The 13,818-nt window shown below is 67.5% G+C and carries 11 protein-coding genes and 1 pseudogene; 6 read left to right on the top strand and 6 right to left on the bottom strand.

Annotated elements, in window-relative coordinates; all coding sequences use genetic code 11:
• Nucleotides 1-780: 780 nt before the first annotated feature.
• The 4 genes from IEQ11_RS01085 to IEQ11_RS01100 all read left to right on the top strand — a co-directional run bounded on the left by IEQ11_RS01085 (nucleotide 781) and on the right by IEQ11_RS01100 (nucleotide 6,425).
• Complete coding sequence (locus tag IEQ11_RS01085) at nucleotides 781-3,549, top strand: TonB-dependent receptor (RefSeq protein WP_191823836.1); 2,769 nt, start codon at nucleotides 781-783, stop codon at nucleotides 3,547-3,549.
• A gap of 288 nt (nucleotides 3,550-3,837) precedes the next feature.
• On the top strand, nucleotides 3,838-4,266 hold the full coding sequence (locus IEQ11_RS01090) for a YciI family protein (protein ID WP_096411674.1): 429 nt from the start codon (nucleotides 3,838-3,840) through the stop codon (nucleotides 4,264-4,266).
• Between the two features lie 202 nt (nucleotides 4,267-4,468).
• The gene (locus tag IEQ11_RS01095; protein ID WP_036110806.1) at nucleotides 4,469-4,903 is read left to right on the top strand and encodes a VOC family protein; all 435 of its coding nucleotides are present in this window, start codon (nucleotides 4,469-4,471) and stop codon (nucleotides 4,901-4,903) included.
• A gap of 250 nt (nucleotides 4,904-5,153) precedes the next feature.
• Complete coding sequence (locus IEQ11_RS01100) at nucleotides 5,154-6,425, top strand: RNA polymerase sigma factor (RefSeq protein WP_057920392.1); 1,272 nt, start codon at nucleotides 5,154-5,156, stop codon at nucleotides 6,423-6,425.
• 433 nt (nucleotides 6,426-6,858) lie between these two features.
• Here IEQ11_RS01100 and IEQ11_RS01105 read toward each other — a convergent pair whose 3' ends face one another.
• The 5 genes and pseudogenes from IEQ11_RS01105 to IEQ11_RS01120 all read right to left on the bottom strand — a co-directional run bounded on the left by IEQ11_RS01105 (nucleotide 6,859) and on the right by IEQ11_RS01120 (nucleotide 11,144).
• A complete protein-coding gene (locus IEQ11_RS01105) occupies nucleotides 6,859-7,575 on the bottom strand; it encodes an MgtC/SapB family protein (protein WP_191823131.1) in 717 nt (238 codons plus the stop codon).
• Between the two features lie 47 nt (nucleotides 7,576-7,622).
• A complete protein-coding gene (locus IEQ11_RS01110) occupies nucleotides 7,623-8,951 on the bottom strand; it encodes an ABC transporter ATP-binding protein (protein ID WP_191823132.1) in 1,329 nt (442 codons plus the stop codon).
• A 71-nt stretch (nucleotides 8,952-9,022) separates the two neighbouring features.
• Nucleotides 9,023-10,012 carry an ABC transporter permease subunit gene (locus tag IEQ11_RS25965; RefSeq protein WP_425494698.1) on the bottom strand — a complete coding sequence of 330 codons (990 nt, stop codon included), beginning with the start codon at nucleotides 10,010-10,012 and terminating at the stop codon, nucleotides 9,023-9,025.
• Nucleotides 10,001-10,774: pseudogene (locus IEQ11_RS25970) on the bottom strand (ABC transporter permease subunit); the annotation flags it as partial. The pseudogene IEQ11_RS25970 and the gene IEQ11_RS25965, both read right to left, overlap by 12 nt.
• Nucleotides 10,692-11,144 (bottom strand): hypothetical protein, encoded by a 453-nt coding sequence (locus IEQ11_RS01120; RefSeq protein WP_191823134.1) that lies wholly within the window; start codon nucleotides 11,142-11,144, stop codon nucleotides 10,692-10,694. The gene IEQ11_RS01120 and the pseudogene IEQ11_RS25970, both read right to left, overlap by 83 nt.
• A gap of 489 nt (nucleotides 11,145-11,633) precedes the next feature.
• Here IEQ11_RS01120 and IEQ11_RS01125 point away from each other — a divergent pair, with 489 nt between their 5' ends.
• Nucleotides 11,634-12,023 carry a hypothetical protein gene (locus tag IEQ11_RS01125; RefSeq protein WP_191823135.1) on the top strand — a complete coding sequence of 130 codons (390 nt, stop codon included), beginning with the start codon at nucleotides 11,634-11,636 and terminating at the stop codon, nucleotides 12,021-12,023.
• 30 nt (nucleotides 12,024-12,053) lie between these two features.
• Here the strand turns inward: IEQ11_RS01125 and IEQ11_RS01130 are convergent, their stop codons facing one another.
• Nucleotides 12,054-12,644: a TetR/AcrR family transcriptional regulator gene (locus IEQ11_RS01130; protein ID WP_191823136.1), complete on the bottom strand. Its 591-nt coding sequence runs from the start codon at nucleotides 12,642-12,644 to the stop codon at nucleotides 12,054-12,056.
• A 142-nt stretch (nucleotides 12,645-12,786) separates the two neighbouring features.
• On the opposite strand from IEQ11_RS01130, the gene IEQ11_RS01135 reads away from it, so the two are divergent.
• Nucleotides 12,787-13,818, top strand: a complete 1,032-nt coding sequence (locus IEQ11_RS01135; protein ID WP_191823137.1) for an NAD(P)-dependent oxidoreductase — start codon at nucleotides 12,787-12,789, stop codon at nucleotides 13,816-13,818.

The following is a 13,818-nucleotide window of genomic DNA, read 5'->3' on the forward strand; positions in this document are numbered from 1 at the left end:
CGGTTTCAGCGTGGCTCAATGCCGTGTCGAACTTTGATGCCGCATGGAGCATTCGCTCTGAGCCGACTATTGACGCCGCCACTTTACTCTCCCTCTCCCGCTTGCGGGAGAGGGTCGGGGTGAGGGCCGAGTTGCTCATAACATCCAGCATCCCACGCACGCCATCGAACACCCGCGCGCGAAGCCGAATCCTCGCCGCACACGTGATCGCATCCAATCGCACCTGACGCACCTGACGCACCTGACGCACCTGACGCACCGATGCATTGCGCAGCGCCGCAAACACTCGACACATTGCGCAAAGTCGCGCCGCGAGTAAGCGGAACTGCGTCGAAGTATGCGGCGGCCCGGACGTATTAACGTCGATTCCCACGCCGACCGTGATCGCGATCGCGTACTCGCTACGCGGTCGGAAAGACCGATACGCCCGTGTTTTCAGGGGATTTCGCAAGCATGGGTACGGCGATTGAACAACGACGGCATATCCGGTTACGCAATCGCGCGCATCAATCCGTCAGCGCGACGCACAACCGATTGCACGTGCGCGTCCCGACAATGTCGATCAGACATGGGCCAATGCGCGCAGCACGAAAACGCCACGCACCAGACATCAAACACTGATCACCGGGCAAGAAACACCAAGTAAGAAACACCAAGCACTAAACACCAAGCACTAAATACCAAGTACGAGCACCAAGTAAGAAACACAAAACCCGAGCCACCTTGTCCAGCCTTGTTCGCCTTGTCGTTCATTCGCACGACCACCCACGGGAGCCGACCATGTCGCACGCCATCCTCAGCCACGCCATCGCACGCGCGCTGTTCGCCGCCGCCATCGTCGGCGTCGCGCCCGTCGCCGCTTATGCGCAGGACGCGGCGCAACCCACCACCTTGGATCGGGTCGAAGTCACCGGTTCCAACATCAGCCGCGGCGACATGGAAACCGCCTCGCCGGTGCAGGTGGTCACGCGCGCGGAAATCGATCGCACCGGCAAGGCCAGCATCGCCGAATACCTGCAGACGCTGACCACCGACGGCGCCGGCACGATTCCGAAAACCTTCGGCACGGGTTTCGCCGGCGGCGGTTCGGGCATTTCCCTGCGCGGCCTCGGCGCGGGCTCGACCCTGGTGCTGTTGAACGGCCGACGCACCGCGCCCTACGGCCTGGCCGACGATGGACAGAAAGTGTTCACCGACCTGAGCACGATTCCGATGGACGCGGTCGAACGCGTGGAAGTGCTCAAGGACGGCGCCTCGGCGATCTACGGCTCCGACGCCATCGCCGGCGTGGTCAACATCATCCTGCGCAAGGAATTCACCGGCGTCACCGTGCGCAGTTCCTACGGCGTATCGGGCGAAGGCGACGGCCAGCAGGCCAAGGCCTCGGCGACGTTCGGCTTCGGCAATCTGAGCGAGGACCGCTACAACGTCTTCTTCAACATCGAAGCCAGCCAGACCGACGAGATCCAGGTCGCCGACCGCGCCGATCGCAAATGGATCGGCACCGGCGACGCGCGTCGCTGGGGCTACAGCCAGACCAAGCGTTTCATGAACGGTTTCATCCTCGGCGCCGACGCCGACGGTTCGCCGGTCGGCAACGTCAAGAACCCCGCCAGCGGCCAATACGTGTCGTTGCCGGGTTGCGAAAAGTTCTCGACGATTCCGCAGACCGATCCCGGCGGCGGTTGCCTGTGGCAGGCCGGCCAGTTCAACAGCCTGACCCCGGAAGAGAAGTACGTGAACCTGTTCGGCCGCGCCACCTTCGTGCTGTCGGACAACTTCGAGGCCTATGTGGAAGCGGGCTATTCGAAGAAGAAGAACACCTTCGTCAACACGCCGTCGGACGCGTCCGGCGCGTGGGGTTATCCGGGCGGTCCGGTCAACGGCGATTCCGGCGACGGCGCGGTCGTGCTGGGGCCGAATCATCCGGACAATCCGTTCCCCGGCCAGGCCGCGAACCTGCGCTACACCGCGTTCGACGTCGGCCCGCGGGTGATCCGCACCGACAGCGAATTCAGCCGCTTCCTGGCCGGCGTCAAGGGCACCGCCGGCGCGTGGGATGTCGATGTGGCCTACCTGCATTCGCAAAGCGATCTGACCAACACCCGCGACGGTTTCCTGCGCTACAGCGCGGTGCGCGACGCGCTCACCAACGGCACCGGCCCCGGCGGCTATTGGCGCCTGGGCCAGAACGCGAACCTCAATTCGCAGGCGCTGTACGACTACATCTCGCCGACCATCCACGCCGACGGCAAGACCACCTTGGACCTGTTCGACGTCAAGGGCTCGCGTTCGCTGATGGACCTCAAGGGCGGCGCGCTCGGCGTCGCGTTCGGCGCCGAGTGGCGGCGGCAGAAAGCCGAGCTCAAGCCGCAGACCTACACCGACGCGGGCGACATCATCGGCCTGGGTTATTCGGCTTACGAAGGCACCCAGGAAGTCGCGGCCGGTTACGCCGAAATCGTCGCGCCCGTGCTCGAAAGCCTGGAGCTGTCCGGCGCGGTGCGCTACGACAGCTACAAGGGCGGCGACAGCGCGACCACGCCGAAGTTCGGGGTGAAGTGGAGCCCGTTGAAGCAGTTGTCGCTGCGCGCGACTTACGCCGAAGGCTTCCGCGCGCCGAACCCGGCCGAGTCGGGCAAGGGCGGGCTGGCCGGCTTCACCGCCGCGGCCGACCCGGTGCGTTGCCCGGGCGGCAACCCCGCGCCGGGCGGCAGCGTGCGCGATTGCGATATCCAGATCGCGGTGATCACCAGCCCCAATCCCGACCTCAAGCCCGAGGAGTCCAAGAGCTACACCGTCGGCCTGGTGTTCGAACCGACCGCCAGCACCACAGTCACCCTCGACGGCTGGCAGATCAAGCGCACCAACGAGATCAACGTCGAGACCACCGATGCCGCGATCGCCGCCGGCAAGGTGATCCGCAGCGACAACAACCTGCCCGGCCAGGCCAACACCGGCACCTTGCTCGCCGCGCTCGCCAACTACGTCAACTCGGCCTCGACCACCGTGCGCGGCATCGACCTGGACGTGCGCCAGGGCTTCGATCTGGATTCGGCCGGCAAGCTCAACCTGGATCTGCAGTGGAGCCACATCACCACCTTCGAACGCGAGGAACTCGACGGCAGTTCGCTGGAGTTCGCCGGCACCCACGGCAACTGCGACGTGACCAACTGCATCGGCACGCCCAAGGACCGGATCAATTTCGGCGCGACCTGGGAGCTCGGCAACTGGAGCCTGAGCGGCGTGGTCAACTACATCGCCAGCTTCAAGAACGTGCGCGCCGAAGGCGACGTGTGCGCCAGCCGCTACGCCGACGGCAGCCCCGCGCCGGGCGGTTGCCGCATTCCCTCGTTCACCACCGTCGACCTGTCCAGCCGCTGGAAGGCCAAGGACGGGGTGGAAGTGTTCGGTTCGATCCAGAACCTGACCGACAAGATCGCCCCGCTCGACCCGCTGACCTACGGCGCGATCAACTACAACCCGATGCATTCCAGCGGCGCGATCGGCCGCTATTTCACGGTCGGGGTGAAGTACAACTTCCAGTAAGGCGCATCGATCGCGGCGGACCGTCGTCGTCGCGAAACCCCGAAGACCTGCTCCGCGCCCGCCGCGGAGCAGGTCTTCGTGTTTGCGGCCACCGAAGCCCCCGACCACTACTCACACCGATCCGGCCCGAGGCCGCGGGCTGCCTTTACGACTCCCGATTCCCCTTTCCCGATTCCCGGCCTCAACCGACTGTCGATTCCCGCCCGCCCCATTCGTCGCCTTGATGAAGCCAGCCCGACCGGGACCCGCCGGGACCCGGGGCCGGCTCGCCGACGAGGAGCGAGGACGATGAAATTCATGTTGCTGGTCAAGGCCGATGCCCGCAGCGAGGCCGGCGTGCTGCCCGAGGCCGCGCTGCTGAACGCGATGGGCGCCTACAACGAAGATCTGGTCCGCGCCGGCGTGTTGCTCGCCGCCGAAGGCCTGCAGGCCAGCGCCAAGGGCGCGCGGGTGTATTTCGACGGCCGCGGCCGCCGGGTCGAGGACGGGCCGTTCGCCCACACCGACGAACTGATCGCCGGGTTCTGGCTGATCCAGGCGCGTTCGCTGGACGAGGCGATCGAATGGGTCAAGCGGGTGCCGAGCCTGGACGGCTCGCCGGCGCAGATCGAAATCCGCCAGGTGTTCGACGCGGCCGATTTCGGCGACGCGCTCAGCCCGGACCTGCGCGCGGCCGAACAACGCCTGCGCGAGCAAGTCGCCGCGCGAGCCGGTTGAACGGATCGCGCCGAACCGGCTCGTCGTCCGCATATCGCCGCCAACGCCACAAAGTCTTTCGCGGCGGAGGCTTCAGCACCGACGCCGTTAGATCCGCTCGCCCGCGAGCCGCATCCGCGCCGGCCCCGTCCGTGCCCACCGCCATACCGACCGTCACCTCAACGCCATGTCCTTTCAACGATCCGCACCTTTGGAGCCCGTCATGCAACTGGTCACCTATCTGTCCTTCAACGGCGACTGCCGCCAGGCCTTCGAGTTCTACCTCAAGACCCTCGGCGGCAAGATCCTCGCGCTGATGCCGTTCGGCGATCAGGCCGGCTGCGACGGCGGCGAATTCGATGCCGCCGACCGCGACAAGATCATGCACGGCTGTTACGAACTCGACGGCTGCATGCTGATGGGCACCGACGCCACCGCGTCGCACCCCTACCAGGGCGTCGTCGGCGCGCATGTCGCGCTGATGCTCAACGACCCGGCCGACGCCGAGCGCATCTACGCCGCGCTGGCCGACGGCGGCAGCGTGCAGATGCCGCTGCAGGAAACCTTCTGGGCCTTGAGCTACGGCATCGTCACCGACCGTTTCGGCGTGCCGTGGATGATCAACTGCGTTCGCGCCGGGGTCGGCTGCCCGGAATGATCCGGCGCGAAACGGTGGCGCGGCTTCGCGGGATTTCCCGGCCGCAAGCCGCGACCGCGCGAATCGATAGCGCGCTGTCGCCTCGGTAAGGATCGAATCGCGGCGCAAGCGTCGCGTGCCCATCGACAGCCGCGATGCGGTCGACGTGTCGCGGCCATGGCCCGCATCGTTGCCGTGCGCTGCGGGCCGAGCGCGAGCCGAGGCTTCCCGCCCTTGCATCGCCGCGCCCGAGGTGGTCTGATCGGTCGTCGTGACGGACCCCCACTCTTCCAGCGCCACGCACAAAGCCATCGATGCGGTCTGGCGGATCGAATCGGCCAAGCTGATCGCCGGCCTGACCCGCATGGTGCGCGATGTCGGCCTGGCCGAGGAACTCGCCCAGGACGCGCTGGTGGTCGCGCTGGAAAAATGGCCCGAGAGCGGCGTGCCGGACAACCCCGGCGCCTGGCTGATGCAGACCGCCAAGAACCGCGCGATCGACCGGCTGCGGCGCAAGAAGCTGCTCGACCGCAAGCACGAGGAAATCGGGCGCGAGATCGAAGCCAGCCAGGACGAAGTCGAGGACGCGTTCTTCGACAAGCTCGACGACGACATCGGCGACGACCTGCTGCGATTGGTGTTCATCTCCTGCCATCCGGTGCTGTCGACCGAGGCGCGGCTGGCGCTGACCCTGCGCCTGCTCGGCGGCCTGACCACCGACGAGATCGCGCGCGCCTTCCTGGCCAGCGAACCGACCATCGCCCAGCGCATCGTGCGCGCCAAGCGCACCCTGGCCGATGCCCAGGTGCCGTTCGAGGTGCCGCGCGGCGAGGAACTCGCGCAGCGGCTGTCGTCGGTGCTGGAAGTGATCTACCTGATCTTCAACGAAGGCTATTCGGCGACCGCCGGCGACGACTGGATGCGTCCGGGCCTGTGCGAGGACGCGCTGCGGCTCGGCCGCATCCTGGCCGGGCTGATGCCGAAGGAAGCCGAGGTGCATGGCCTGGTCGCGCTGATGGAAATCCAGGCCTCGCGCTCCAAGGCGCGCACCGGTCCGGACGGACAGCCGATTCTGCTGCTGGATCAGGACCGCGCGCGCTGGGACCGAATGCAGATCCAGCGCGGTCTGAGCGCGCTGGAACGCGCGGTGCAGCTGAGCGGCTCCAACGGCCCCTACGCCCTGCAGGCCGCGATCGCCGCCTGCCATGCGCGCGCGGCGACCGCGCAGGACACGCCATGGCCGCGCATCGCCGCGCTGTACCAGCAACTCGCGCTGCGCACGCCGTCGCCGGTGATCGAACTCAACCGCGCGGTCGCATTGTCGATGGCGTTCGGCCCGGCGGCCGGCCTGGAGTTGGTCGATACCTTGCTCGACGAGCCGTCGATGAAAAGCTATCACCTGCTGCCGACGGTGCGCGGCGACCTGCTGTTCAAGCTCGGCCGCCGCGAGGAAGCGCGGATCGAGTTCGAACGCGCCGCAGGGCTGACGCGCAATACGCGCGAGCGCGAGTTGTTGTTGGCGCGTGCGGCGGAGAGTGGTTAGGGGATTTCTCCCTACTGCTCGTCATCGCCGCGAAGGCGGGGATCCAGAGACTTCTGCGCCATCTCCCCAGAACGTCATTCCCGCGAACGCGGGAATCCATAGGCTTCAGCGCCATCCCTCCAGAACGTCATTCCCGCGAAAGCGGAAATCCAGTGACTTCGAGTGTTCTCGCATGAAAGGCCCTGGATGTTCGGCTACGCCGAAGTAAAGCAAAGCCCGCCTTCGCGGGAATGACGGTAGGGAGGTACGTTGGGGCGTGGAAGTACGTTGCTTCGGATGACTTGCGTAATCGAAAGGAGGGAGCGCTACGCTCTAACCGATTCCCGATTCCCGATTCCCGATTCCCGATTCCCGATTCCCGATTCCCGATTCCCGATTCCCGATTCCCGATTCCCGATTCCCGATTCCCACCAATCAATCCCGCGTACTCGAATCAATCGCGAGTACTCGATTCCCAAGTCACATGCCGAACCCCCGGCATACGCCGCAATCGCTCCACCACCGCATCGAGTTCCTTCGCATCCACCGCGGTGCTGACCAAGGTCGCGACGATCTCCACCGCGCCCTCGCCGTGCTCGTCGAGCTCGACATCGCCGACCGGATAATTCGCCGCCTCCAGATGCTCGACCAGCCACTCGCGCGCGGCCGGCAGCGACGCGGGGTCGGCGCTCAGCCGCACCTCGTAGGTCGCTTCCGACAACTGCGCATCGATCGGAATGCGATTGATCGCATTCACCAACGGCCGCAGCAAGGTGTTGCCGGCGATCACGAAGCCGGTCAGCAACACGCCCTCGGCGATCATGTCCGCGCCGGTGCAGGCGCCGACCGCGGCCGAACACCATAACGTCGCCGCGGTATTGAGCCCGCGCACGTTCATGCCTTCCTTCATGATCACGCCGGCGCCGAGAAAGCCGATGCCGGACACCACGTAGGAAATCACCCGCACCGCCTCGGCGCTGCCGGCCAGGCGCATCCCCAGGTCGACGAACGCCGCCGCGCCGAGCGCGACCAGCGCATTGGTGCGCAGTCCGGCGGTGCGCTGGCGGTACTGGCGCTCGGCGCCGATCGCGGTGCCGAGCACGAACGCGGCGAGCAGGCTGATCACCGTGTCGAGAAAGGGATAGAGCTGAAAGGTCTGGATGAAGCGCATGCCGCGGCTCCTTCGAAGGTGGTTGGGCAGGTCGGATAAGCCGTAGATCAGCTCGGGTTGTCGAGGGTGAAGCGATCGGCCTGTTCGTCGTAGGCGAAGTACTCGGCGTAGCGCGCCCAACTGGTCACCGCGCGCAAGGTCGCGGCGGCGTATTCGGCCGACATGTGGTCTTCGAGCTCGTCGCGGAAACGCTGCGCTGGCGCCTGATGCGAGGCGCGCTCATCGAGCACGCGACGGATATGCGCGGCCAGCGGCACCTTGGCCGCGAGCTGGCGGGCGAACTCGCGCTTGCGCGCATCGATGTCGTCGCCGGCGAAACGCAGGCCGGCCTCGCTCAAATGCAGATCGCCGTCGTCGAGCGTGGCCAGACCGAGCAACTGCAGGCTTTCGGCGATCGGAAACAATTCGTCGACCTCCATCTGCCATTGCGCCGCCAACGCCGGCAGATCGGCGCGGCCGCGGTACGGCGCGGCGGCGACGGCTTCGATCAGGCCGGCCATCAGATTGCTCGACACCTGCGGCAATTGCATCGCCAGACCCGGCCGCATCGCGCCGCTCTCGCGCGGCGCCCGCGCCGAGGGCGAACCGGTCATGCGCGCGTAGATGCGGTCGACCTGGGCGCGGAACGCCGGGTCGAGCCGATCGCGCGGCCGCGGCAGCTCGACCCGGATCTCGTCGATCACCCGGCCCGGATTGGAGCCGAAGATCGCGATGCGATCGCACATCAACACCGCTTCCTCGATGTTGTGGGTGACCATCAGGATCGCTTCGATCGGCATGCGTCCTTCCGACCACAGATCGAGCAGGTCGGTGCGCAGGGTCTCGGCGGTGAGCACGTCGAGCGCCGAGAACGGCTCGTCCATCAGCAGCACGCGCGGCTGCACCACCAGCGCGCGCGCCAGGCCGACGCGCTGGCGCATGCCGCCGGACAGTTCCTTCGGGTATGCGCTTTCGTAACCGTCCAGGCCGATCAGATCGATCGCCGCGACCGCGCGGGCGCGCCGTTGCGCGGCGGCGATGCCGCGCGCTTCCAGGCCGAGCTCGACGTTCTGCAACACCGTCAGCCACGGGAACAGGGCGAAACTCTGGAACACCATCGCGATGTCGGCCGGCGCCCGGCTCAACGGCGTGCCGCAGAACGCGACCTCGCCCGCGCTGGGTTGAATCAAGCCGGCGATCGCGCGCAGCAAGGTGGATTTGCCCGAGCCCGAACGGCCGAGCAGGCCGACGATCTCGCCGGCATGCAGGGTCAGGTCGACATCGTCGAGCACCACCAGCGGCGCGGCGCCGTCCTTGCGGTAATGCTGGCGCAGATGCCGCACTTCGATCAGCGGCGCGACGGCGGGCAGGGCGGGGGCGAGGGCGGAAAAGGTCATGGTCGTGACTCCGATGCAGCGATAACAAAAAGGCGATGCGCCGATGCGAATGCAGGCGTCGCCGCGAACGATCAATCCAGGCGCAGCCGCCGTTCGGCATAGGCGTACAGCGGGCGCCACACGATTCGGTTGAACAAGGTGACGAACAGCGACATCACCGCGACGCCGAGCACCACCCGATGGAAGTCGCCGGCTTGCGTGGCGCGCGCGATGTAGGCACCCAGTCCGTAGGCTTCGACCCGCTGATCGCCCCAATGCACCAGCTCGGCGACGATGCTCGCGTTCCACGAGCCGCCCGACGCGGTCAGCGCGCCGGTGACGTAATAGGGAAATACGCCGGGCAGGATCGCGCGCCGCCACCAAGTCCGCGAACGCAGCCGATACACCGTCGCGGCTTCGCGCAGATCGGTCGGGTAGGCGCTGGCGCCGGCGATGACGTTGAACAGGATGTACCACTGGGTGCCGAGCACCATCAGCGGCGACAGCCACAGGTTCGGGTTCGCGCCGGTGCGCATGATCGCGATCACCGCCACCGGGAACAGCACGTTTGCCGGGAACGCGGCGAGGAACTGCGCCAGCGGCTGCACGCGCTGCGCCAGCCGCGGACGCAGGCCGATCCACACCCCGACCGGCACCCAGATCACGCTGGCGATCGCGATCAGGACCGCCACCCGCGCCAAGGTCGCCAGGCCGCCGCCGAACGCCTCGGCCACATCGCCCAGGCTCAGCGTCTGACGGCCGTAATCGAAGGCGAACCAGCCGCCCCAGGCCGCCACCGCGAGGGTCAGCGCCAGCCAGATGCGATCACGCCAGTCCGTCGTTGCCGCGCGCTCGGGTGCCGCCGCGATCGCGCGCGTACGCAGCCGCAGCAGCATCGCGCGTTGCCACAGCCACGCGATCGGCCGCAGCGCGCGCTTGAGCAGACGCGTGCGCCGCGCCATGTCGTAGACCCACGACGCCGGCCGCTGCTGTCCGGCGGTCTGCTCGACCCGGAACTTATCGGCCCAGGCGACGATCGGGCGGAACAGCAACTGATCGTAGAGCGCGATCAACAACGCCATCGCCAATACCGCCCAGGCGACCGCGGCGATGTCCTTGTGCGCGATCGCCAGCGCCAGGTACGAGCCGATGCCCGGCAGTTCGAGCGTGGTGTCGCCGACCGTGATCGCTTCGGACGCGACCACGAAGAACCAGCCGCCCGACATCGACATCATCATGTTCCACACCAGTCCCGGCGCGGCGAACGGCGCGTCCAGGCGCCAGAAACGCTGCCATGCGCTCAGGCCGAAACCGCGGCTGACTTCATCCAGATCGCGCGGCACCGTGCGCAGCGACTGGTAGAACGAGAAGGTCATGTTCCAGGCCTGACTGGTGAAGATCGCGAACACCGCCGCGCATTCCGCGCCGAGCTGGCGACCCGGGAACAGGCCGAGAAAAAAAGTCACGGTGAAGCTGAGAAACCCCAGCACTGGCACCGATTGCAGGATGTCGAGCGCGGGCACGATCACCCGTTCGGCGCGCCGGCTCTTGGCCGCCCAGGTGGCGACCACGAAGGTGAACAACAGCGAGGCGAGCATCGCCGCGAACATGCGTAAGGTGGTGCGCAAGGCGTATTCGGACAGGTTCGCGATCCGCAGCGATACCGGCTGTTGGCTCAGGCCGGCCAGTGGTTCGCGCAGGTCGGCCGCGCCGTGCGCGAGCGCGGCCGCGGCGGCGATCAGCAGCGCGAACGCGGCCAGGTCATAGGCATTGGGCCAGGCGCGCGCGCGGACCAGCGCGGCGACCAGCGGGGAGTGCGGACGGGGACGGACGATGGGCGTCATGGCGAATCTCGATGCGGCTCGATGGAGCGGCGCGGTTCGGTCGAACCGCGGCGGCACGGGTGAATGCGCGGTACGCGCATGCGGCCGGCGGAGGTTCCTCGCTCACGCCTTCGGCGCGGTTCGTGCGCCAACGGCATTCGAGACGCTGGTCGAGCCCATTGCGTTGCCAGCGCGCGGTCAGGCGCGGGTTGTCGTCGGTTGCGCGGCGATGCGCGCTCGCGGCGGCGTGGTCGTTCGCCAAGCGCGCGCGGCTTGGCGCGACGGCGTCATCGACCAACAGGCGAGCGTCGACGCGCGCTGCACGCACGGATGCGAGCAGGCGCGCTACCGACTGCGCTGCAATCGGGACGAATGCGGTCTTCGGGGGCATCGGCGATCTCCGGACGAACGGAAACGCCAAAGGCCACCTGGGCAGGTGTCTTCAGATGGAAACTGCAGTGCTTGTGTAGAGACGCGCGAATCGACGATTCGGCGATAGCGGCTCCGTTCTGCGTGAACGGGGCCGACCTGGGACATCCCAGACCTGTGGCGATCCGTCAGCGCGCGCGCTGCAGCAAAGGTCTAGATCGACTGTCCAAGGGGAGCCTCTGGGGTGGGCGGGAATGCGTGAACGGGCGCATGATCCTCGCCGATCGCCACCGGGTCAACCCCGCGCGGGCCTTTGCTGCATGAAGGTTTTGTAATGCGCGGCCGCGTCGAGGCCGTTCGCGCCTGCGATCGCGGACGATCCGAAGCCAGGTTGCCACGGTTGAATTCGCCCGTGACAAACTGGCGAGAATGCAGGCTGGCCGGCGCACCGTTCACGCATCGCCGTGACCTTGCCAGCGCATCAATGCACGCGGCCACGGAGGCAAAGCGGATGAGCGAAATCGACTGGGCGTTCGTGTTGCCCTTGCTGGTGCTCAACGGCGTGACCACGCTGCTGGCGTGGAACAGCCGCAACCACGCCGGCCGTTCGCGCCGACGCCAGATCGCACTGATCTGGCTGTTGCCGGTGATCGGCGCGGTGCTGGCGCTGATCGCACAGGCGCAACGCAAACCGCCGGCCGCGCGCGTGTCGGTGTCGCGCGCCAACACGCTGCATTACGGCAACGGCGCGACGGTATGGAGTTCGGCCGTGGCCTATCGTTACGAACGCGATGGATACGCCAGCGATGGCGGCAGCGACGGTGGCGGCAGCGCCACGGGAAACGGCGACGGTGGCGGCAGCGACGGTGGTTGCAGCAGCGACGGCGGCGGTTGCGGCTGAGCCGCCGTCGGACGCGATGCGCCGCGACGGTCAGTCCGCGCGCATCCAACGCTCGATCAACGACGCCAGGGTCCGCGCCGCATCCATTTCGGTCATGCGTCCGGCGCTCATCTCGCGCGACAGGGACTCGCCCGCGCCGACGATGGCGATGCAGCGGCGCCGCAGTTCGGCGTCGTCGACCTTGGCGTACGGCGCCAGCAGATCGCGATAGAACGCCACATAGCCCTGCACCAGTTCCTGCTGCACGCGCTCCATCTGCTCGTCGCCCTTGAGCGCGGCGAAGATCGCGTGGCACTCCGGGCCGGCGGTGCGGAAGCAGCTCATGTAGCTGTCGCCCATCAACGCGGCGACATCGGCCAGACGCTTGGGCGTGCGGGCGAAATCCTGGGCGACGGTCGCGGCCTGACGTTCGTCGATCTGCTTGTACAGCGCGATCAGCAGACCCGAACGGGTGCCGAAGTGCTCGTAAGCGATCGGCTTGCTGACGCCGGCGCGCTCGGCCACGTAACCCAGGGTCAGCGCGTCGGTGCCTTGCTCGCGCACGATCGTCATCGCCGTTTCCAGCAATTGGTCGCGGCGTTCGGCCTTGGGCAGGCGGCGGGCGGGGGCGGAGGAACTCATGCGCGGGACTCGTGCGGGGAAGACAGGAAGCGCTTGACAGCGCCGGGCGAAGTGTATCTTACTATTGGTAACTTACCAATCGTAGCTTGTGCCGGAATCCATTCCGGACCCGCGCCGGCCACCTCCTCACGGAATCCTCGTCATGAACGCAAACGCTCTCAAGCCCGTCCTCATCATCGGCGGTTCCGGCGTGGTCGGCGCGCAAGGCGCGCGGGCCCTGCGCCGGCTGCACCCCGAGCTGCCGATAGCGATCGCCGGCCGCGACCTGGCCCGCGCCGAAGCGGTCGCCGCGGCCCTCGGCAACGCTCACGCATTGCGCGTGGACCTGCAACGCGCCGATCTCGGCCTGCCCGAGGACGCGCAATTCTCCGCGCTGGTGTTGTTCGTCAAGGACGACACCCTCAACTCGCTCAAGTACGCGCAACGCCACCGCCTGCCTTACGTCAGCACCTCCAGCGGTTCGTTCGAGATCGCCCCGGAAGTGGCGCGCCATCTGCGCGCACCCGATGCCGCGCCGATCCTGCTCGCCAGCCACTGGCTGGCCGGCGCGGCGACCTTGCCGACCCTGCATTTCGCCGAAGAATTCCGCCGCGTCGACCGGATCGAAATCGGCGCGCTGCTCGACGAACACGACATGGGCGGCCCGGCCGCGGCGGCCGATTACGAACGCCTGGTCGATGCCGCCGCCGCGCAGATTCTCGAAAACGGCCGCTGGCGCTGGGTGCGCGGCGACGAGGCCGCGCGCAGTTTTCTGAGCGTGGACGGCACCCGCGTGGCGGCGTCGGCGTATTCGCCGCTGGACGTGGTCAGCCTGGCCGCGGCGACCGACGCGCATTCGATCCGCCTCGACATGGCGCTGGGCGAAAGCGCGAGCCGGCGCCGTGGCGAAGCGTTCTCGACCGAGATCGTGATCGAACTGGAAGGCGAGTTGCACGACGGCCGCATCGCGCGCCGCCGGCACGAACTGACCCATCCGCAAGGCCAGGCGCCGATCACCGCTATCGGCATCGCGCTTGGCGTCGAACGCCTGCTGGGCCTCGCCGGCGGCGAGGCGGTCGCGCCCGGCCTGTACACGCCCGACGTGCTGATCGACCCGGCGTATCAGCTGCAGCGCCTGCGCGAATTCGGCGTGCAGGTGCGTCGCGCGCCGGATGCGATCGCCGCCGCCGCGTAA

This window comes from Lysobacter capsici, assembly GCF_014779555.2.
GTDB lineage: Bacteria > Pseudomonadota > Gammaproteobacteria > Xanthomonadales > Xanthomonadaceae > Lysobacter > Lysobacter capsici.